We start from the raw sequence: 21,307 nt of genomic DNA, 5'->3' as shown, positions 1-21,307 counted from the left end.
CTCTCTCGATTTTTGACATTTTTCACAATCTGCATACTATATGGATCGAGCAGTGCCGAGTTATACATGTCTGTCGATGATATCCAGCGCGGCATGAAAGGCGTTGGTCGCACGGTATTTCAAGGCACCCGCATCGACACATTCGGCGTCGAAGTATTAGGCGTTTTGCGCAATGTTTTTGGTCCAAAAAGCGACATGATTCTCGCCCGTCTGTCTGGCGGTCCCATGGCGCAAACGGGCGTCATCGCCGGCATGAGTGGCAGTCCGGTATATATCGAGGGCAAACTCGTCGGCGCAGTCGGCTACAGCATTGGTGCATTCGCCGAAGAGCCAATTGCGGGAATCACGCCAATTGGCGAAATGATGACGGTGCTCCAACGCACATCGCAGGACACCCTGTCGAATGCGACATTTGGATCTGCGCCGTGGGATGGACAAATCGCTGGCGTACAGGGCGGTGTGCTAAAACCCGTGGCTGTACCTCTAATGCTCTCGGGATTTGCTCAGCAAGTGGTCGTGGAATATCGCGGTGAATTGTCAAAATACGGCCTGTTGCCCATGCAGGGCGGCGGCGGAACAGACCCATCCCTATCTGTCGGTCCATTTGAACCGGGCGCGCCTCTGGGCGTGCAATTGGTTCGGGGCGATCTCAGTGTCACAGGTATTGGCACGCTGACGCATCGCGTGGATGATAAGGTAGTGGGATTTGGGCATCCCCTGTTATTTGGTGGTCGCACGGCGATGTCTATGACCGCAGCATTTATTCACGAAGTGATTTCCAGCCAGATGCTTTCGTTTAAGGTAGGCACTGCATCGCGACATATCGGCGTGATCTTGCAAGATCGCGCACCGGGCATTGCTGGCGTAATAGGATCTGAAGCAGAAATGATGCCAGTGCGTATCTCTGTCGTATCTCCCAACCACGACGCCTCGTTTAATATGGAGGTATTTCGCCACAGAGAATTGGGACCGTTGCTGGTGCGAATGGCTGTAGCGACCTCTGTTATCTCCGCTGAGAAATTGACTGGTGAAACCACTGTTGCAGGACAATTGACGTTGCATCTGCCCAAACGCGAACCCATAATCATAAAAAATAAGTACGCAGGTACTCAGGGACTTGGATTGGCAGTACTGGGCTTGACACAACCCCTTACACAAGTGATCCAGAATCCTTTTGTCGATGCCCGTATTGACTCGGCTATATTTCAATTATCCGTTGAGGAACGCACCCAAAGTGCGCGTATTAAAGGGCTGCGATTGGATCGTTCGCGTTACGAACCGGGCGATACAGTACACGTCTCTATTGCGCTGGCTCCGTTGCTGGGCAAGGGCGAGACCGTAAATGTCGCCTTGCCAATTCCCGGATTTATGACGCCAGGACGTTTGATATTGCAGATTGTGAATGAACGCGAACAGCGATTACAAGATATGAAACGCACTGCTTATCAACCCAAAACTCTGGATGAACTGATTGGTCTAATCGAGAAATCGGGGCGCAATGATGTACTCGTTGCGAGATTCATAGCTTCTCGCCCCAGCGTGACAATGGGTGGACGCGAAATCTCGGGATTGCCCACTTCGGTTCTGTCAGCACTATCACTGGCGCGTGGGTCAGATGTCGTGCAAAAATCACAGCAGTCGGTATATAGCCAAAAACATGTACGGACCAACTATGTATTGACCGGCAGTCAAACGGCGCTTCTGGTCGTGGGCAAAGACGGTAGTGCAACTTTTTCAGGCAGGAGAGGTTCGAGTGAAGAAAAAAGATAAAATATTGAGAGCAGGGATGACACATGTGCTGCTTTTCATCCTACTTGGAACAATCGCAAACGCAGTGTCTCCCAAAATTTGGCGAGAAGATTCACAGACGGCCTTCCTGAAGGGAGAACCCGATGGCGTGTCGCTCACGCGGGAAGGCACGGTTACATTGGCGCCATCCTATAAACGGGTAGCAGATACAGGTGAAGACTTTGTGTGGGCACTATCTGTAGATAAGGACAAAACCCTGTACATCGGAACCGGCAATAAAGGTCGAATTTACATGCTCAAACCCGACAGCGATCGGGCAGAACTGTTATTTGATGCCCCCGATTCCGCAACAGTTCACATTTTTAGCCTCGCCATTGGTGCAGATGGTGCTGTTTACGCGGGCACATCGCCGGGCGGACTGATTTATCGCATCGCCCCGGGACGAGAACCCACGGAATTTTGTCAGACAGGTGATCGCCACGTATTTGCACTAATCGCACGTCCAGACGGTAGCTTATACGCGGGTACAGGCGGTGATCAGGGGCGCATTTTGAAAATTGACAAACAGGGCAACGTCATCCCGCTCTACGCGAGCAAAGACCCCAATGTGGTATCGCTCGCGACAGGTGCTCAGGGCGAGCTCTATGCGAGCACAGATAACAGCGGACTGATTTATCGGATACGCGATCAGGGTAGTGCAGATGTGCTTTACGACGCCCGTGAAAAAGAGATTCACTCCCTGAGTGTAGCGCCAAATGGCACAATTTACGCAACAGCGATGGCGCAGAGCGGTCGGACAGAAGGAAATGGAAGAGAACAAAAAAGGTCAGATCAATCCGGCGCAACACTGTATGCGATCCGACCTTCGGGATTGGCAATGCGACTGTGGAACACCGATGACCCGATGTTATTGGATTCCGTAATAGATGCCGACGGAACAGTAAAAGTAGTTACGGGAAAACACGGGCGCGTGTACCGTGTTTGGCCCGATGGCAACGCCACATTGCTCGCAGAACTAAAAGATGTAAATCCCTGGGTTATGGTTGCCGCGCACAATAATGCAATGTGGATAGGATGCAGCGGATCAGGAGAAATTTATCGAATAGAAAAAGAATTTGCTGTGGAAGGACAACTCACTTCTGAACCCTATGACTTTGATCGAGTATCGCATTGGGGGCGCGTATCGTGGCAAAGCGAAACACCAGCAGAAACATCCGTCGCTGTTCAAACGCGGTCCGGCAACAGCGAAGAACCCGACGATACGTGGAGCGCGTGGTCAGAGCCAATCACCACATCGGGAAAACCCATTACCAGTCGCCCCGGGCGTTTTTTGCAATATCGGTTGATTTTGAAGACCCAATCAGAAGATGCGACACCACTGGTGCGTTCTATCAAACTCGCGGGCTTGCAGGACAATGTTCATCCCAGAATATTACGGGTTAAAGCCGAAGCCGACCAGTCTGGCAACGAAGGCGAAAATCCAGAATTTATGGAAAAAGGCGTGTGGAAAATCGATTGGACTGCCGGTGATGCCAACGACGACACCCTGATTTACACCCTGTATTTTAGAAGTATTGGCGAACCGCACTGGCGGCTGTTAAAAGATGACCTGAAGACCTCACATTATTTTTGGCACACCGAAGCTGTTCCCGATGGCACGGTCGAAGTTAAGGTCGTCGCATCAGACCGATTGGACAATCCCATCGAATTAACAGCCGAGGCAGTCAGCGCGCCCTTTGAAATTGATAACTCGGCTCCAACTGTGCAGTTGCACAACATAAGACAGATCGATAAAAAAGTACGCGTAACCGGATCAATTCAAGATGCTGCCACTGCGATTCACAAGGCAGCGTACTCACTCAATTCCGACGATTGGAAAGTGGTCTTTCCCACTGACCAGATATTTGATTCGCCGACAGAGACACTGAATTTCTCTATTCAAAATCTGAAAACCGGCTCTTATACACTCGTAGTAAAAGCGGAAGATGCACTGGGCAATGTGGGTGTTGGAAAAACCGTTTTTGAAGTGAAATAATGAACGAAAACGAAACCAAATATCGGTCAACCGGATTACCTTATGTCACCTTAAAGCTGGCGCAAACACTGGACGGCAACATCGCCACCTGCACGGGTGACTCGAAGTGGATCACATCAAAAGCATCGCGGGTGCGCGGGCATCAACTTCGCGCAGAGGCCGACGCGATTCTGGTCGGACGCGGCACAGTGATGGCCGACGACCCGGAATTATCCGTGCGACATGTCGATGGATGCAGCCCGACAAAGATCGTTCTGGACTCTCGGCTAAAAATCGGACTAAACGCCAAAATTTTTAGCGGAACACCTCCGATTATAGCAACAACTGAAGAAGTGTGCAAAAAACGGATAAAAGAACGAAAAAAAAAAGGAGCGCAAATCTGGCAATTGCCAGTAATGAATAGTCAAATAGATCTAAAGGCAGTCTTGCAAAAAGCCGCCCTATCGGGATTGCGACACATCCTGATCGAAGGCGGCAGTCGCGTGGCTGCATCGGCATTGCGCCTGGGTCTGGTAGATCGGATAGCCGCATTTGTCGCGCCCAAAATACTGGGTGCAGGCATACCCTCAATCGGATCCTTAAACATCACTTCAATAACCGATGCAATCGAACTTGAAAACGTAAAAGTCGAATCCATCGGCAATGATTTTCTGTTCACTGCGCGCGTAAAAAAAACGTCCAAAAACGGCTGAGCAACCATGTTTACTGGCATTGTAGAGGAAGTGGGAACGATTCGACATATTGAATCGCGCGCGGATTATCAGCGCACCACCATTGAAGCAAAGCAAGTCCTCAACGGCGTAAAAATAGGCGACAGCATTGCCATTGAAGGTGCGTGCCATACCGTCGTACATTTTGATGCCAACACATTTGTGATCGAATCAATAGCAGAAACACTGCAAAGAACCACATTGGGTGATTATCGCGTGGGCAACCGCGTTAATTTAGAGCGATCTTTAAAACTCGGCGACCGCCTCGACGGTCATCTCGTAGCCGCACACATCGATGGCGTGGGCCGCGTAAAAGACCGCACGGAATCTTCGGATCAAATCGTATTTGAATTTGAAGTCCCGTCTGACCTGGCTCCTTATATTGCCGAAAAAGGCTCTGTAACCGTCAACGGAATCAGCCTGACAGTGATTTCAGTAACAGACCGCACCTTTTCGATTGCGGCAATTCCGCACACACTAAAAGTAACGACACTATCGGAAAAATATCCGGGTGACGAGGTAAATATCGAAGTGGATATGATCGCGCGTTATCTGGAGCGCCTTTTACAATTGAAGAGTTGTTATCTACCACCTGAACATTCGGGAGATACGCTCACAGAAGATCGCATTCGGGCGATGATGAGCGACCAATAATTAAATATGAACAAAATCGCAACAATAGAAGACGCCCTCGAAGATATTCGAGCGGGCAAAATCGTCATTGTAGTCGATGACGAAGACCGGGAAAACGAAGGCGATTTCATCATGGCGGCAGAAAAAGTCACACCTGAAGCCATTAATTTTATGGCGCGCCATGGACGCGGGCTGGTCTGTTTGCCCGCAACCCCCGACCGCCTCAAAGAACTCGACCTGGACATGATGGTCAACACCAACACAGCCCTTCACGGCACGCCATTCACGGTGAGCATCGACGCGCTCTACGGCGTGACAACCGGTATCTCCGCACAGGATCGCGCCGAAACAATTCGACAATTTGTAGATCCCAAAACGCGGCCTGAAAATTTTGGCCGACCAGGTCACATTTTTCCACTCCGCGCAATGCCCGGCGGGGTCTTGCGACGAGCGGGACACACAGAAGCAGCAGTAGATCTGGCGCGTTTGGCCGGCCTGTATCCCGCCGGTGTACTGTGTGAAATCCTCAATGAAGACGGCACCATGGCACGCTTGCCACAGCTTTTGGAACTTGCCGATCAATTTGGCTTGAAAGTGACGACAATTCACGATCTGATTGCCTATCGCCGTCGCTCCGAAAAACTGGTGCGCTGTGTCGAGCAAGTGGATATGCCCACGCGGTTTGGCGCGTTTCAATTACACCTGTATGAAAGCGACGTAGATGAACGCGAACACGTCGCACTCGTAAAAGGCGACCTTTCCGGCGATGCACCCGTAATGGTGCGGATGCACTCCGAATGCCTGACGGGCGACTCACTCGGCTCATTGCGCTGTGACTGCGAAAAAAACTTACACTCAGCTCTCGAAATGATCGAAAAAGAAGGACGCGGAGCGCTGGTGTATATGCGGCAGGAAGGGCGGGGTATTGGCCTGCGGGCAAAATTGCACGCGTACAAACTGCAAGAAGATGGATATGACACCGTAGAAGCCAACTTGAAACTCGGATTTAAAATGGATGAACGAGACTACGGCATTGGCGCGCAAATCCTGTCGGATTTGGGAATCAGAAAAGTCTCACTAATCACCAATAATCCATCAAAGCGCGTGGGATTAGAAGCGTATGGAATAGAAATTATAGACAGCATCCCGGTCGCCATTCAGGTCAACAAATGGAACCTATCATACATGCGAACCAAACAGGAAAAAATGGGGCATTTGTTTAAAGAGGACGACTTGCATTTAGACAATGAAGGAGATAGTGATGCCCAGAGTTTATGAAGGTCAGTTATCGGCAGAAGGCGTGCGACTTGGCATTGTAGTGGGGCGATTCAATGCGTTTATCAGCAAAGAATTGCTCGGCGGTGCGCTCGATTGTATTGCGCGACACGGCGGCGATACAGATGCCATAGACGTGGTATGGGTACCGGGAAGTTTTGAAATTCCCACCATGGCGCAAAAAATGGCGCAAAGCGGTCGATATGACGCGCTGATCTGTCTGGGCGCTGTGATCAGAGGCAGCACACCGCATTTTGACTACGTATGCAGTGAAGCAGCAAAAGGGGTAGCGTCTATTGGCCGCGAAACAGGCGTACCCACCATATTTGGCATTTTGACAACCGACACCATTGAACAAGCCATAGAACGGGCGGGAACAAAAGCCGGGAATAAGGGCTGGGAAGCTGCCCTGGGCGCGATTGAAATGATTGGGGTTATCGCCGCATGGGAAGCAAAAAAATGATTAAATCGAGGCGCAAAGCGCGTCAGGCTGCGTTGCAAGCACTTTATTGGACTGTAAGTGTGGGCGATCCCGTGCAACAGACAGCGCAGACCATGTGCATCCGAGCGCGTCTTTCGGCATTGAGCTCGGATTTTGCGATAAATCTGGCTCAAACGGCCTGGGAACACCGCGAAGAACTGGACGCATCGATTGAACCCGTACTGGAAAACTGGTCATTGGACCGGGTTTCGCGTATTGATCGCATCGTGCTCTGGATGGCCCTTGCGGAAATGCGCTATTTCAAAGATATTCCCTACAAAGTCTCTATTGACGAAGCCATAGAACTGGCCAAGCAATTTAGCGAAGCCAATGCTTCTAACTTTATCAACGGCATCCTCGATACCCTGTCCAAAGATGCGGAACAACCCAATGGATAATATTGGACGCATTGCGATCTTTTCAGATGTACACGGAAATCTCGAAGCCTTGCAAACCGTACTGGAAAAAATTGCAGAAGCACAGGTAGATCGAATTATTTGTTTGGGCGATATGGTCGGATACGGCGCGGACCCCAATATGTGTATAGAGCGCGTGCGCGAAGTATCGGACCTCGTACTCGCGGGCAATCACGATTGGGCAGCTGTGGGCCTGGAAGATCCGGGATTTTTTAACCCCGTGGCACTGGCGGCAATACAATGGACCGTTCAAATGCTGAGCGATGAAAACGCCTCGCTATTGCGATCTTACCAACCCTTCCAAAATGAATCTGCTTTTTGTTATGCCCACGCTTCGCCAATTGAACCCGAGTTGTGGCACTATTTATTCGACCCCGAAGATGGCTGGTCAATGCTCGCCCAGACCAATTTCGAGATGTGTTTTGTCGGACATTCTCACCGCGCATTTGTGTGCTCGGCATCTCAAAAAACAGTACTTACGCGCGAAGGAGAAGTGCAGTTGTCCGACAATGATCGCTATCTCGTAAATGTCGGCAGTGTAGGACAACCTCGCGACGGCGATGCGCGGGCGGCTTTTGTCGTATGGGACCGGGAAAATGGGAACCTCCAATTGCGCCGCGTGTCTTACGATGTGGCAACAGCACAGGCCAAAATTCTATCCGCGGGACTTCCGCCTTTTTTGGCCGAACGCATCGAACTTGGGATGTGACACCTCATTATCCACAGGATAATCACAATGAATTTCCTAACAAAAATTTTCGGCAGCAAACACGATCGGGACGTAAAGAAAATGCAACCGATTGTGGATGAAATTAATCAACTCTACGAAGAATATGCCTCTTTGTCCGACGAGGCATTAAAGGGCAAAACAGCGGAGTTCCGCGCGCGCATTGCCGAAGCGACGGATGATGCTCAAAAGCATCTTATTCAGCTCAAGGAAGAATTGGCCGCGATGCAGCGAGACGAAGACCGCACCGAACAATTGGAAGCCATTGCCGAAATCGAAGCCGAAATCAAGGATATTGAGCGCGACGTACTCGATGAAATCCATCCAGAGGCATTTGCCGTCTTTAAGGAAACGTGTCGCCGCTTCAAAGAGCGGGAGAAGTCCTGGGACCGAGCTGGCGATCAAATCGTGTGGCATGAAATACCCTACGACGTGCAATTGATCGGTGCGACCGTATTGCATCAGGGCAAAATCGCCGAAATGGCCACGGGCGAAGGCAAAACACTGGCCGCGGGTCTGGCTCTGTACCTGAATGGTTTGCTCGGGCGCGGTGTGCATCTGGTCACCGTAAACTCCTACCTGGCCAAGCGCGACGCCATGTGGCTGGGACCCGTGTATTTGTTCCTGGACCTCACCGTAGGCGTCATTCAGGACCGCGCATTGGGCGTGGAAGGTTTTATTATGGAAGAAGAGGGTAAAGACGGGTATCGCATGCGCCCATGCGATCACAAAGACGCCTGTCTCATGGATATCGTGTACGGCACAAAAGACCAGTTTGGTTTTGATTACCTCTACGACAACATGGCGATTCGCCCCGAAGACCTGATACAGCGCGAGCACTATTTTGCAATTATCGACGAAGTAGATAGCATCCTGATCGACGAGGCGCGCACACCGCTGATTATTTCGGGACCCGTATCGGAATCCTCGTCGCATCGATATGAAGAAATGCGTCCGCTGGTCGAAAAATTGGTACGCGCCCAAACCCGAATCGTAAACAATATTTTAAAGCAAGCAGAAGAAGAACTCGAGTCCGGCGATGAATACGAAGCCGGCATCTTATTATTGCAGGTTCAGCGCGGAATGCCCAAAAATAGTCGCTTCATGAAGCGCCTTCAAGAAGAGGGCATCAAGCGCCTCGTGCAGCGGGTTGAATCCGATTATATCCGCGACAAGCGCACGGGCGAACTGGACGAAGACCTCTATTTTAGCATCGACGAAAAAAGCCACATCATCGACCTGACAGAAAAGGGACGCGACGAAATCAGCCGCAATCCAGACGACTTTGTATTGCCAGACCTCGATGAAGTACTTCGGGATATCGAACAGAATAAATCGCTATCCGATTCAGACAAAGACCACGCAAAAGAAGCCGCCTATCAGGACTACGGAGAAAAGAATGAGTCTATCCACAGCGTGCGAAAATTATTGCAAGCCTATTCTCTATATGAAAAAGACGTGCAATATATGATCGACGACGGCAAAGTCGTCATCGTCGATGAATTTACGGGACGGCCCCAGCCCGGACGCCGTTTTGCCGATGGCTTGCACCAGGCATTGGAAGCAAAAGAAAAGGTAAAAGTCGAACGCGACACGCAAACAGTGGCAACAATTACGTTGCAAAATTACTTCAGACTCTACGACCGACTGGCGGGAATGACGGGCACTGCCGAAACAGAAGCAGAAGAATTTCATCAAATCTACAAGCTCGATGTGGTATCGATCCCAACGCATGAGCCAGTGCGCCGCATTGATTTTAACGACTGGATATACCGCACAAAACGCGAAAAATACAATGCCCTGCTCGACGAAATCGTGCATTTGCACGAACAAAAATTGCCAGTCCTGGTCGGCACAATTTCCGTTGAAACCTCCGAATTGATTTCGCGGATGCTAACGCGCAAAAAAATCAAACACCAGGTGCTCAATGCCCGACAAAATGTACAAGAAGCGCAGATCATCGCGCAAGCCGGACAACCCGGTGCCGTGACAATAGCAACCAATATGGCCGGACGCGGCACAGATATCAAACTGGGCCCCGGCGTCATAAAAGCACCCGAAGAACATCAGTGTGCATTGATTGCAGATCCCGATAACACCCGCCCCCTGTGTCCCTACATAGACAAATACGGATGTCGGGATGAAGTCCCGTGTGGATTGAATATTATCGGCACCGAACGACACGAATCCCGGCGCATCGACCGGCAATTGCGCGGGCGCTCCGGGCGGCAAGGGGACCCGGGAAGCTCGCGGTTTTTCATCTCATTGGAAGACGATTTGATGCGCCTATTTGGATCCGAGCGCATCGCCCGCGTCATGGACCGCCTGGGAGCCGAAGAAGGCGAAGTAATCGAACACAGTTGGGTGACAAAGTCCATTGAAACCGCCCAAAAACGGGTTGAAGCGCGCAATTTTGAATTTCGAAAACAGGTGCTGGATTACGACGACGTAATGAATCAACAGCGCGAAGTGATTTACGACAGACGCAGACACGCGCTGGAAGAAGAAGATATCTCGGCGATGATCAGCGAAATGATCGACGAAACCGTCGATGCACTACTCGATATTCATATACCGCCCGACGCACATCCCGAAGACTGGAATTTTGATGGCTTGATGGAAGATTTGCGCAATGTATTTTTGCAAGCACCCATCATACCCGATGAAGACCTGCCCCAATTGCGCGAAGCGGGTTTGCGAGATCGCGTATTGCGCGGGATTCGCGAGGCTTATGATCGCCGCGAAAGGGTCCTTGGAGAAGACCGCATGCGCCAGATAGAACGCATGATTTACCTGAGCGTCTTTGATGAAAAGTGGAAAGAACACCTCCGCGAGATGGACGACCTGAAAGAGGGCATTGGCCTTCGCGGTTATGGACAAAAAAATCCATTGATCGAGTACAAGCGCGAAGGTTATGAAATGTTTGTGGCACTGCTCGAAGACATCAATCGCGAAACCCTGCGATTGTTATTCCGCATTTCCGTCGAAGAAACACCCGCACAACCGCGCACCCAACAGCCCGCACGCCTATCATTGGAACACCGCGATGCCACGGGAATGGGCTTTGTCGGTATGCCCGAACCCGGTCAAGATGAATTGACCGCCAATTCCACAGAAGGCGATGCGCCCAAAAAACAGCCCGTGCGCGTTGAAAAAAAGGTAGGGCGAAACGCGCCGTGTCCGTGTGGCAGTGGGAAAAAGTACAAACACTGCCATGGAAGAGCTTAAAGCATGAGGAGATACAGGTATGAAGTCGCGTGAAAATTTGCTGGATGATGCGCGTCAAAATATTCCGGAAATGACCGTGCAGGAAGTACATGAGTATATAGAAGATGGCAATAATCCCGTATTACTCGACGTGCGAGGACTGGATGAATGGGAGCGCGGGCACCTGAAAGGATCTGTACACATACCCCGCGGAGAATTGGAACACAAAGCAGAATCGGCAATGCCCGACAAATCGCGTGAAGTCATTGTAATCTGCGCAGGCGGCGTGCGATCCCTCCTCGCTGGCGAAACCTTGCAAGCTATGGGATACGAAAAAGTGATCTCGATGGACGGCGGATACGGGGATTGGGAAGATGCGCATCTGCCGGCTGAAATACCACCGCCACCGGAAGAAACAGGCGCGCCAGAAACCCCTGAACTACTCAAAGAGCAAATTGATCATCTGGAAAAAGTATTGGCCCAAAAAAAAACAAAATTGGATGATATGTAGCCCTTTTCACTTGCAAAAATATTAGCGCACTTGTATATTTTGCCCCCTTAGCACTCAAAAGGACGAGTTGCTAACAACATATAAACAATTAAATTTATTACATTTAACTGTTTTTTAAGGAGGGTTCTCATGAATGTCCGTCCGCTTTCCGATCGCATTCTGGTGCGACGGGTGGATGCTGATGAGCAGGTGAAGGGGGGCATAATCATCCCCGATACCGCAAAGGAAACGCCTCAGGAAGCAGAAGTCATAGCCGTTGGGCCGGGCAGACGCAATAAAAATGGCGACGTGATTGCGCCAGCGGTAAAATCTGGGGAAAAAATTTTGATAGGCAAATACGCCGGCACAGAAATTGAAGTTGACGGCGATGAGTACGTAATCGTAAACGAAGACGACGTATTGGGCATTATTCAGTAGAGGAGATAGGTGTTATGGCAAAACAGATTGCCTATGGAATAGATGCTCGCGAGCGTATTCTCGATGGTGTAACGCTCTTGAGCAAAGCCGTGAAGGCCACGTTGGGACCTGCTGGACGAAATGTGGTTGTCGCCAAATCCTGGGGGTCTCCCACCGTGACAAAAGACGGCGTGACCGTTGCAAAAGAAATCGAACTCGAAGACGCCTACGAAAACATGGGTGTACAGATGGTCAAAGAAGTCGCCTCCAAGACTTCTGACATTGCAGGCGACGGCACAACCACAGCGACAGTACTGGCCGAAGCGATTTTCCGTGAAGGCTTGCGCAATGTTACTGCCGGAGCCAACCCTATGGACCTCAAGCGCGGCATAGATGCGGCTGTTGAATCCGTAGTCAAAGCACTGGGAGACCAGAGCCAGCCGGTAAAAGACCGCAATTCAATTGCACAAGTAGGGACAATATCCGCCAACAGTGACAGCAGCATTGGTGAAATTATAGCCGATGCAATGGACAAAGTCGGCAAAGACGGCACAATCACAGTCGAAGAAGCCAAAAGCATCGAGACAACACTGGATGTGGTCGAAGGGATGCAGTTTGACCGCGGTTATCTATCGCCCTATTTTGTGACCGATCAGGAAAACATGGAAGCCATACTGGAAGACGTGCTGATCCTCATTCACGAGGCGAAGTTGTCAAACATGAACGACTTATTGCCTCTCCTCGAAAAAGTCGCCGGTGCAGGCAAGCCGCTTCTGGTCATCGCCGAAGACGTCGAAGGTGAAGCCCTCGCCACTTTTGTCGTCAACAAAGTGCGCGGCACCCTCGCTGCCTGTGCGGTAAAAGCACCGGGATATGGCGACCGCCGAAAAGAAATGCTGGGCGATATCGCCGTGCTAACAGGTGGGCGCGTGATAACGGAAGACCTCGGCATAAAGCTCGAAAACGTCGAGATTAGCGACCTCGGGCAGGCCAAGCGCGTAGTGATCGACAAAGACAACACCACAGTTGTAGAAGGCATTGGGTCTATAGCCGATATCCAGGGCAGAACGAGTCAGATTCGTCGGCAAATTGAAGACACCACCTCTGACTACGACCGCGAAAAACTCGAAGAGCGATTGGCAAAATTGGCCGGAGGCGTGGCCGTCATCAACGTTGGTGCGGCAACAGAAACAGAAATGAAAGAAAAGAAAGCCCGCGTCGAAGACGCACTTCACTCCGTGCGCGCTGCAGTTGAAGAAGGCATCGTGCCCGGCGGCGGGGTCGCTCTCCTTCGCAGCCTTGGCGCATTAGACGAAACGGATGTGCATGGCGACCAGAGCACAGGCGTAGATATCGTGCGTCGCGCACTGCAAGCCCCCCTGCGTCAGATCGCCGATAATGCCGGCATAGAAGGCAGCCTCGTCGTGCAAAAAGTGAAAGAAGGCGAAGGCGCTTACGGGTTCAATGCACGCACCGAGCAATACGAAGACCTCGTAGATTCCGGTGTAATTGATCCCACAAAAGTGGTGCGCACTGCGATGGAAAATGCAGCGTCCATCGCGGGATTGTTATTGACAACCGAAGCCCTGGTCACAGATATGCCAGAAGAAAACGAAGGTGCTGCGCCCGCCCACGACCCCCATCACGGGCACATGCACTAAATCGAGCTGTCAAAATATGCTCAACATCCACAAAAGGCTGACCGCTGGTCAGCCTTTTTTTTGTGTTTGGTTGAATTTGTGGGCAGTTTTATCTATATTATGCAAAGACTTAAACCAAATTTGACGAAAGGAAATTATGGCAAAAGCGAAAACACAGACCGATGAACCTCGGGAAACTGAAGGCGCGACATCCACAGCAAAAAAAGCAAAACGTCCGTCAAAAAGACAGGCAACCAAAAAAACAGCCAAAAAGCCAGCAAAGAAAACGAACACCAGGTCTTCTACACCGCGTGCAGCCAAAAAGCAGGCAACCAAAAAACCTGCGAAAAAGCAGCCATCTAAAAAAACAGCCAAAAAGCCAGCAAAGAAAACGAACACCAGGTCTTCTACACCGCGTGCAGCCAAAAAGCAGCCATCTAAAAAAACAGCCGAAAAACCTGCGAAAAAGATCGAAAGGCCTGCCGCACAGGAAGAGCGCACGGTAATTTCATCGCCGCCATCCAGACGGCGTAGAGAAAAGGAAAAGGTCGAAGCAAAAACTTCTGTTGATCAGAATCAACAAGCTGGAGACGCCGCGCAAATACAAACGCCCCAGGATGTGCAACCAGAAGAAATGCAATGGGGGCGTCGGACAAAGCGATCAGCTCCAATTGGCTGGGAAGATCGCGCCGGTGTAAGCGCACCTGCTCAACCCACGCGACAGCAGGACGCGAATACAGAGGAAAAACCCGTTCAAGTACCAGCGGAACCAGCGCGAACCGAAACACCTGCTCAGGCCCAGCGGGATGAACCAAAAAAAGAAGATACCCGCAATGTGCAAAAAGATACCCGCAAAGTATCTCGTCCACCTAAAGGACGCAATCAGGGCGATCAGAACAAACAGCGGTCTTCAAAGCGCACAAGCAATCGCGGTCGCAATCGCAGCCAGAAACCCGATCAACCGTCGAACAAATTGACACAAATATTAGCGCAATCGTGGACCGAAGACAAAACGCGGCAATTCATCAGCGAAGGCTTCATCGGCAGTTTGTCACCCGAACTGGTCAACAATGGAAAAAGCGAAACCATCCCGGACGCCGAGAGACTCAAAGAACCCCTGAAAATGATCCGCAAAGTCCTGGCCGACGAGTGTATGGTAGCCGACGATGTCACAGATTTGATGTTGCTCGACGTAGTGATGAATGCTCTGTCAGACCGCATTGACGTGTGCCGCCTACAGGCCGAGTCCAACGCACTGGCTGATATAGACGCAATCTTAGAATTGCGCTACAAAGCCGATCGGCGATTGATAGAAGCGGTAAATGCCTTGAAGAACGCTTGAAGCATATACCCGCCACTATTGAAAGCCCCGTCTGACAAAGGTCAGACGGGGCTTTAGTGTGAAAGAACGCAACAATGACTTCAATAACTCGGGCAATCGAAAATAGTCTCAAGCCACTTGCCGCCCGGGCGCTGCTCACCTATGAACGCCTCGAATCGGGCGTTGCCTACCACCCTGGAGCCGACGAAGTTCTCGCCGACCCGTATGACCTGTACGAAAAATTGCGCAGCAAAGACCCAATCCACCGCATGAGACTGATCAATGCGTGGGCCATAAGCAGCTACCGGGACGTAGATGCTATTTTGCGGGATCACGCGCGTTTTTCCAACCAGGGACTGCCCACCGACACCTATGTCCGCATTGGCCCTCTGGGCATGCTCGCCCTCGATCCCCCCGACCACACCCGGCTGCGCGCCCTGGTCTCCAGGGCATTCACCCCCAAATCCGTCGCAGCTCTTCAACCCAAAGTCGAACAAATTGCCGATGACATCCTGCACGCCATCGAAGGACAAACCCGCTTCGACCTGATGAACGCCTTCGCATTTCCCCTGCCGGTTATTGTCATCGCCCAAATGCTGGGGGTCCACACCGAAGACCTGGACCGGTTCAAAGCGTGGTCAAATCTGATTTCGCTCAGCATCGAACCGATCCTCGACGACGAAAACATCAAACGGGCGCGGCAGGCGCGGGTGGAATTGGAAGCATACTTCGAGGAAATCATAGCACAGAGACGGCGCAAACCACAGGCCGACCTGACCAGCGACCTCGTAGCCGCAGAAGAAGCGGGCGACCGCTTGACGCACGCAGAACTGGTGACAACCCTGATCCTCTTGCTCGTGGCCGGCAACGAAACAACGCGCAACCTGATCGGCAACGGCATGCTCGCCCTCCTGAGAAATCCCGACCAGTTCCAGCGTCTCCGCCGCCAGCCCGACTTGCTGGACCTGGCAATACACGAATTCCTCAGATACGACCCACCCGTTCAGATGGACCGGCGCATCGCGCTTGAAGATGTGGAAATCCGCAACAAGCGAATCCGCGCAGGCCAACCCGTCATCTCTTTAATCGGCGCAGCAAACCGCGACCCCGCTGTGTTTTCCGATCCCCATACCCTGGACATAGGCCGAAAGAAAACGAGCCACCTCTCCTTCGGACGCGGCATCCATTACTGCCTGGGCGCGTCGCTTGCCGTAATGGAAGCCAAAGTAGCCTTTGCCGCCCTGCTAAAGCGATACGCCTCAATTCAACTGGCCGCCGAACCCGTGCGCCGACACCAGATCACCTTGCGCGGGCTAAGTGAATTGTGGGTAGAGGTGGAAAGAAGTTAGAAGTTAAAAGTAAAAAGTAAGAACCACCCAACACCCCCCCATTGTCTCATCCCACTTCACACTTCCTCCTTCCCATCACCCCACCGGTAGAAACCAAATAAACGCAAAACAGGTGCATCCTAGCGGATGCAGTGCATCCCAGCGGATGCACCTTGCTTATCTTTATATAAATCAAATATTTATTTTTATTTTACTTAAATAAGCGGTCATAAGTGCATCCTGGCGGATGCACTTGCGCCAGAATCTCGCAGGCGTAGCACAAATAATTCTTAAATTTTATCTCTTTGTTTTTCAAGCACTTGAGCACATTCAAGTGCTTTTTTTGTTTGGAAACGATTGTTGGCACGCATTTTGCAGATATAAAAAAGGCTAAGACAAGTGACCGCATTAAAATTTTCACATTATAAGGAGAGTAATATGACGAACCTGCAATCCGTATTGTATTCCATAGCCATAAGTGTTATTCTGATCTCTGGACCTGTTGCTGCTCAATCCCCGCCTGCTCCTGCTGCGGTGACGAACCTCGCTGCGGTGGCAGGAGATCAACAGGTGACGCTGAGTTGGAATGACCCGAATAATGAGAGCATCACGACCTATCAGTATCGACAGAGCACAGATAGTGGCAGCAATTGGTCACCGAACTGGACAAATATTACCAATAGTAATAAGAACACAACCAGTCACACGGTAGAGAGCCTGACAAATGACACCGAATATACCTTTGAGGTGCGTGCGGTGAATGCGACTGGAAATGGTGCATCCGTCAGCGCGAGTGCCACGCCGACCTTGCCGCCATTGACAATAACGTGGCCTGAAGATATAAAGGGTACGGAAGACAGTTCCATCTGGACCTCATTAACATCTACGCCTCCTCAGATAAGTGTATCCGGAGGCCGACCCTCCTATACGTATGAAATAGCCAAAGAAGGAGCACCTGATGGTCTTTCTATTGATTCATCGGGAACCCTCACAGGCACACCTACAGAGAATGGGACTTTCACAGTAAGAGTCGTAGTGCGAGATAAAGCAGGTCAAAGTATGAGTCAGGACCTGAACATAATGATTTCTCCACCGTTGAGCGTTTCACCCATAGCGTATAAAACTGTCGAGCAGGACAGCTCAATTACCCCGATTCATTTATCAGCATCTGGCGGTTGGGAGCCCTATACGTATTATATAGCCGGAGCACCTTCAGGTATCCCTTTGTCAGATGATAATCGCATCACAGGTAAGCCCTCACAGGCCGGGACTTCCACAATTACTGTGACGGTGACTGATACGCGTGGTAGCACAGGGGAGCATAGTTTCAAGATGAGTGTTTACTCGATAGAACTTGCCGAGAAATTTTCTCCGATTTTAATTTTAACAGAACATCCAACGCGCAAAAACCGCATCGTGCTCTTTCCTGAACCCGTGGAAATCATGGGTGCAGAGTCTGTTTCTAATCTTTGGTTTTCTTTTTCAGAGGAACCTAATACTTCTGGAGAGTTTCAATATCCAGCATCAGGATGGAATCCTGATCTGCTTATTACATACCAGAGTTACTTTCCTACGATTAATTTTTCAGAGAATAAATTTGCCTACTTACCTACAAAATTGATCTATACCGGACGGCCACAGCAGGATTTAGCGCATGGAGATTATGCTGTGTTTGCACATTTTGAATATCCCGGTAACGACAAAGTAAGCTGGAACAACACATATACTGGCTCTGGACCTAAACGTGGGAACAATCCTGCGTTTCCCAACACAGCATACGTGCATATTTTTGATAAAGATGATGGTAATGTCGTCATCCAGTATTATTACTTTTATCCCTATAATGATTTCCAAAATAATCACGAAGGGGATTGGCAGCACGTTAATGTTGTTGTAACCTCCTTTGATCCAGATATGGCAGAACTCGCTGAAATTGACTACAAATTTCATGGCAAGGGTCTAACATATAATAGCATTGGTGGAAGGGTTTTTGACCCTCAGATAGATTTTGCACCGGCTGAAGGTGGAACCCATCCGGTTGTCTATGTGGGAGCAGGTTCTCACGGCGGTTATCCTACGGGAGGTAATTATTCGGACCCCGGTGGTGAATTACTCGGGCAAGGTTATGATGAAGATATGACAAAGGATGGTATTGTTCTGAGTACCAATGTTGAGGACACAAATCGCGATGTTGCGGAATCTTATGATTTAATATTTTTGCCCAATCCTGACCCAAATCAACCCAATAAGGGTTTATCACCAGAAATGAGTTGGTTAGGTACAGGAGCATTATGGGGGACACCAGCTGTTACTTCACCTGGAAATAAGTATAATACGTCTCCTGTAGGACCATTTCATAGTGGTTGGGATACTTTGGGAACAAGTGGTTATTCCAAAAGGGAAATTCCTTATGGAAAATTTCCCAGTCCAGATCCCAGATCATCACCAAGAGATAACGATGACATTCAACGATGGTTTCAACAATTTCCAATTGTGCAAAACGTTAGATGGAGTGGTACAATAAAGCTGATTGGTGATATTGTAGTCTATCCCGGCGCAACCTTGACAATTGATGCTGGCACGACGATCAGGGCCTATCCCAATCGAGATATTCACGACATGAAAGATGCAAATCGCGTCGATATTATCAACTATGGAAAGATCATCGCCAATGGATCGAGCGACCAGCGAGTTGTATTTCGTTCCGACAGTGCAACCCCCGCGTCTGGGGACTGGTATGGCATCCGCAATTACGGCACTTTGACCATGATGAACTGTGATATCCAACATGCGGTGGCCGGTCTAAAACGGCAGGGCACGGATACATTGGTTGATGTGGTTGTGACCAACAGCGAAAACAATACCTCATCGTTCACAGTCGCATCAATAGATGATAAAACTGAAAAGCAATATAAGGGGATTACCCCTATTCAGGTCAATGCCTCTGGTGGGTGGGATCCCTATACGTATTCCCTGTCCGGCGCGCCACAAATTATCACGATTTCAGACAGTGGTCTCATCACTGGCACACCCACGCAAAGTGGCACGTTTACCTTAAACTTGAAAGTAGAAAGCCATGACAGCCAAAGTGAGTCGATCTCGTTTCAGATGTCTGTTTCCCAGGGCCTAAATGTTGCGCCAATATCAGATGTCACCGTGAAACAGGATCACGCCATTACTGCCATCCAGGTCTCTGTGTCTGGTGGTTCGGGGACATATCGGTATTCTATATCTGGTGCGCCATCAGGTATCAGTATCAATTCATCAACTGGTCGCATCACAGGTACACCCACAGAAAGTGGCGCGTTCACCATTGGCGTGCATGTGCAAGAGACCCCAGGCGGAGGAGCAGGAGGTTCTGCGGCCCCCATCACGGGTAGCCGTTCTTTCACTATGACGGTAAATGCGCCTGCATCCAAGCCCGTTTCGTCGTCATTGACAGTCGCAGAGATAGATGACATAACAGTCAAGATAAGTGCTGTGACCAACAGCGCTATTACTCCTATTCAGTTGTCAGCGTCAGGGGGGCAGACACCATACACGTATGCCATGTCCAGCACCCCTGCTACGGGTTCTGGTCTTTCTATCAATTCGAGCAGTGGACAGATCACCGGCACACCCACACAAACAGGAACTTTCACACTTACTGTGACGGTGACCGATAATGCAAACAGGACTGCAACTGAAAGTTTCTCGATGGCTATCAGTCTGATGGGTGATTTTAACGGTGATGGTGCAGTCAATTTATCAGATCATTCCCTTTTTGTAGCCGCATTTGGTCTATCAGAAGGTGAGGATGATTTTAATGGTGAGATGGATCTGAATGGCGATGGAACCATTGATATTGCCGATTTTGTGATATTTTCACGTCACTTTACCTCCCAATGATTGTTGATTTTTTTGGCAGGAGACTGTTGTTGGAGGCTTTGGGTTTTCTTAAAAGGAAGAACCTCATGAAAAAATTAGCTGCTGTCTTTATAACGGCGACCCTCCTGCTCAATGCGATGGCTCCTACGCTGACGTATGCAGCTAAATACCTGCAAGGCGCAGAGGTCAATGCCAACACGCTCATTCAAGATGCCTACGTTGTGGTCACCTATTACGATAGTAAGAATAAACAGCAATTGGAAAAGGGCTGGATTGAGGCTATTGACGAGACCACATTTCAGATTCGATTCAGAGCACTTTTTGGAAAGAAGACCATTGCTTACAACAAAGTGTTGTCAGTAATCATGAGCGAGGAAGTAACCTCACGAGGAAAACAAATCAATGAGGTGGAACGGTTTATTCAAGATATGGAAAAACGAGAGGTAAAAGCATTAGAGACTGAACAGGCTGCTATCCAACGGCTCAATCAAAAGACCGTCACAGTCATGTCACGCGGACAGATTGACCCATCAGAGATCACAAAGGGATGGTATGCTCACATCGTCTATACATCTCAAGGTGCTGGAAAAGCCATTAATCGAATTGTAGATAAGGACTCAAGCCGTATCACACTCAAATATGGAGCTGATACCTATGACATAGCATACAACGACATTGATACCCTCATTGTCGCCAAACACATGCGAGAGATCGAGAGTTATCAAGAAACGGGTGCTAAATACAATGCCCGAGTGCGTGTGTATGCTCCGTCCATTCAGAAGGCACAAATGATTGGCAAGCTCCTTAAAATGACGCAAGACACACTCGTTATCCAAAAAGGACGTAGCTTTTATCAAGTGCCTGTTTCTTCAATCTCTAAATTTGATGTCAGCCTCAAACAATATAGAAACACAGGCAAAGGCTTTAAAATTGGGCTTGCTGCTGGGGCTGTTATGACTATCCTGATAAATGTTCCAGACTGGGGCGGGGGCGATTTGCAAGGATTGGCTG

At 50.0% G+C, this 21,307-nt stretch carries 17 protein-coding genes; 16 read left to right on the top strand and 1 reads right to left on the bottom strand.

All coding sequences use genetic code 11. The features are described from left to right. Nucleotides 1-66: 66 nt before the first annotated feature. The 12 genes from OXG87_00630 (at nucleotide 67) to groL (ending at nucleotide 13,801) form a co-directional block, all read left to right on the top strand. Complete coding sequence (locus OXG87_00630; GenBank protein MCY3868024.1) at nucleotides 67-1,770, top strand: hypothetical protein; 1,704 nt, start codon at nucleotides 67-69, stop codon at nucleotides 1,768-1,770. Beyond that, nucleotides 1,754-3,784 carry a hypothetical protein gene (locus OXG87_00625; protein ID MCY3868023.1) on the top strand — a complete coding sequence of 677 codons (2,031 nt, stop codon included), beginning with the start codon at nucleotides 1,754-1,756 and terminating at the stop codon, nucleotides 3,782-3,784. The genes OXG87_00630 and OXG87_00625 overlap by 17 nt, the downstream gene beginning before the upstream one ends. Continuing rightward, nucleotides 3,784-4,476, top strand: a complete 693-nt coding sequence (locus OXG87_00620; GenBank protein ID MCY3868022.1) for a RibD family protein — start codon at nucleotides 3,784-3,786, stop codon at nucleotides 4,474-4,476. Before OXG87_00625 ends, OXG87_00620 begins: the two co-directional genes overlap by 1 nt. Before the next feature lie 6 nt (nucleotides 4,477-4,482). Beyond that, nucleotides 4,483-5,148 (top strand): riboflavin synthase, encoded by a 666-nt coding sequence (locus OXG87_00615; protein ID MCY3868021.1) that lies wholly within the window; start codon nucleotides 4,483-4,485, stop codon nucleotides 5,146-5,148. A 6-nt stretch (nucleotides 5,149-5,154) separates the two neighbouring features. Next, the gene (locus OXG87_00610) at nucleotides 5,155-6,405 is read left to right on the top strand and encodes a bifunctional 3,4-dihydroxy-2-butanone-4-phosphate synthase/GTP cyclohydrolase II (GenBank protein ID MCY3868020.1); all 1,251 of its coding nucleotides are present in this window, start codon (nucleotides 5,155-5,157) and stop codon (nucleotides 6,403-6,405) included. Continuing rightward, nucleotides 6,389-6,865 carry a 6,7-dimethyl-8-ribityllumazine synthase gene (ribE, locus tag OXG87_00605; GenBank protein ID MCY3868019.1) on the top strand — a complete coding sequence of 159 codons (477 nt, stop codon included), beginning with the start codon at nucleotides 6,389-6,391 and terminating at the stop codon, nucleotides 6,863-6,865. The genes OXG87_00610 and ribE overlap by 17 nt, the downstream gene beginning before the upstream one ends. Further along, nucleotides 6,862-7,281 (top strand): transcription antitermination factor NusB, encoded by a 420-nt coding sequence (gene nusB / locus OXG87_00600; GenBank protein ID MCY3868018.1) that lies wholly within the window; start codon nucleotides 6,862-6,864, stop codon nucleotides 7,279-7,281. Before ribE ends, nusB begins: the two co-directional genes overlap by 4 nt. Then, nucleotides 7,274-8,008, top strand: coding sequence for a metallophosphoesterase family protein (locus OXG87_00595; protein ID MCY3868017.1), 735 nt, complete (start codon nucleotides 7,274-7,276; stop codon nucleotides 8,006-8,008). Before nusB ends, OXG87_00595 begins: the two co-directional genes overlap by 8 nt. Before the next feature lie 27 nt (nucleotides 8,009-8,035). Beyond that, nucleotides 8,036-11,254, top strand: coding sequence for a preprotein translocase subunit SecA (secA, locus tag OXG87_00590; protein ID MCY3868016.1), 3,219 nt, complete (start codon nucleotides 8,036-8,038; stop codon nucleotides 11,252-11,254). A gap of 19 nt (nucleotides 11,255-11,273) precedes the next feature. Then, nucleotides 11,274-11,744, top strand: coding sequence for a rhodanese-like domain-containing protein (locus OXG87_00585; GenBank protein MCY3868015.1), 471 nt, complete (start codon nucleotides 11,274-11,276; stop codon nucleotides 11,742-11,744). A 129-nt stretch (nucleotides 11,745-11,873) separates the two neighbouring features. Next, nucleotides 11,874-12,161, top strand: a complete 288-nt coding sequence (locus OXG87_00580; GenBank protein ID MCY3868014.1) for a co-chaperone GroES — start codon at nucleotides 11,874-11,876, stop codon at nucleotides 12,159-12,161. 14 nt (nucleotides 12,162-12,175) lie between these two features. After that, nucleotides 12,176-13,801 (top strand): chaperonin GroEL, encoded by a 1,626-nt coding sequence (gene groL, locus OXG87_00575; protein ID MCY3868013.1) that lies wholly within the window; start codon nucleotides 12,176-12,178, stop codon nucleotides 13,799-13,801. A gap of 48 nt (nucleotides 13,802-13,849) precedes the next feature. On the opposite strand, the gene OXG87_00570 is transcribed toward groL, so the two are convergent. Further along, nucleotides 13,850-14,281: a hypothetical protein gene (locus OXG87_00570; protein ID MCY3868012.1), complete on the bottom strand. Its 432-nt coding sequence runs from the start codon at nucleotides 14,279-14,281 to the stop codon at nucleotides 13,850-13,852. 133 nt (nucleotides 14,282-14,414) lie between these two features. On the opposite strand from OXG87_00570, the gene OXG87_00565 reads away from it, so the two are divergent. From OXG87_00565 to OXG87_00550, 4 genes are all read left to right on the top strand, one after another. Then, nucleotides 14,415-15,122, top strand: coding sequence for a hypothetical protein (locus OXG87_00565; protein MCY3868011.1), 708 nt, complete (start codon nucleotides 14,415-14,417; stop codon nucleotides 15,120-15,122). A gap of 74 nt (nucleotides 15,123-15,196) precedes the next feature. After that, nucleotides 15,197-16,450, top strand: a complete 1,254-nt coding sequence (locus tag OXG87_00560; GenBank protein MCY3868010.1) for a cytochrome P450 — start codon at nucleotides 15,197-15,199, stop codon at nucleotides 16,448-16,450. Nucleotides 16,451-16,867: 417 nt separating this feature from the next. Beyond that, nucleotides 16,868-20,317 (top strand): putative Ig domain-containing protein, encoded by a 3,450-nt coding sequence (locus tag OXG87_00555; GenBank protein ID MCY3868009.1) that lies wholly within the window; start codon nucleotides 16,868-16,870, stop codon nucleotides 20,315-20,317. 65 nt (nucleotides 20,318-20,382) lie between these two features. Next, on the top strand, nucleotides 20,383-21,307 hold a 925-nt coding region (locus OXG87_00550; protein MCY3868008.1), incomplete at its 3' end, for a hypothetical protein.

It is taken from the genome of Gemmatimonadota bacterium (genome assembly GCA_026706845.1).
GTDB lineage: Bacteria > Latescibacterota > UBA2968 > UBA2968 > UBA2968 > VXRD01.
Note: the sequence above shows the minus strand (reverse complement) of the source record. Positions and strands in the feature narration are given on the sequence as shown.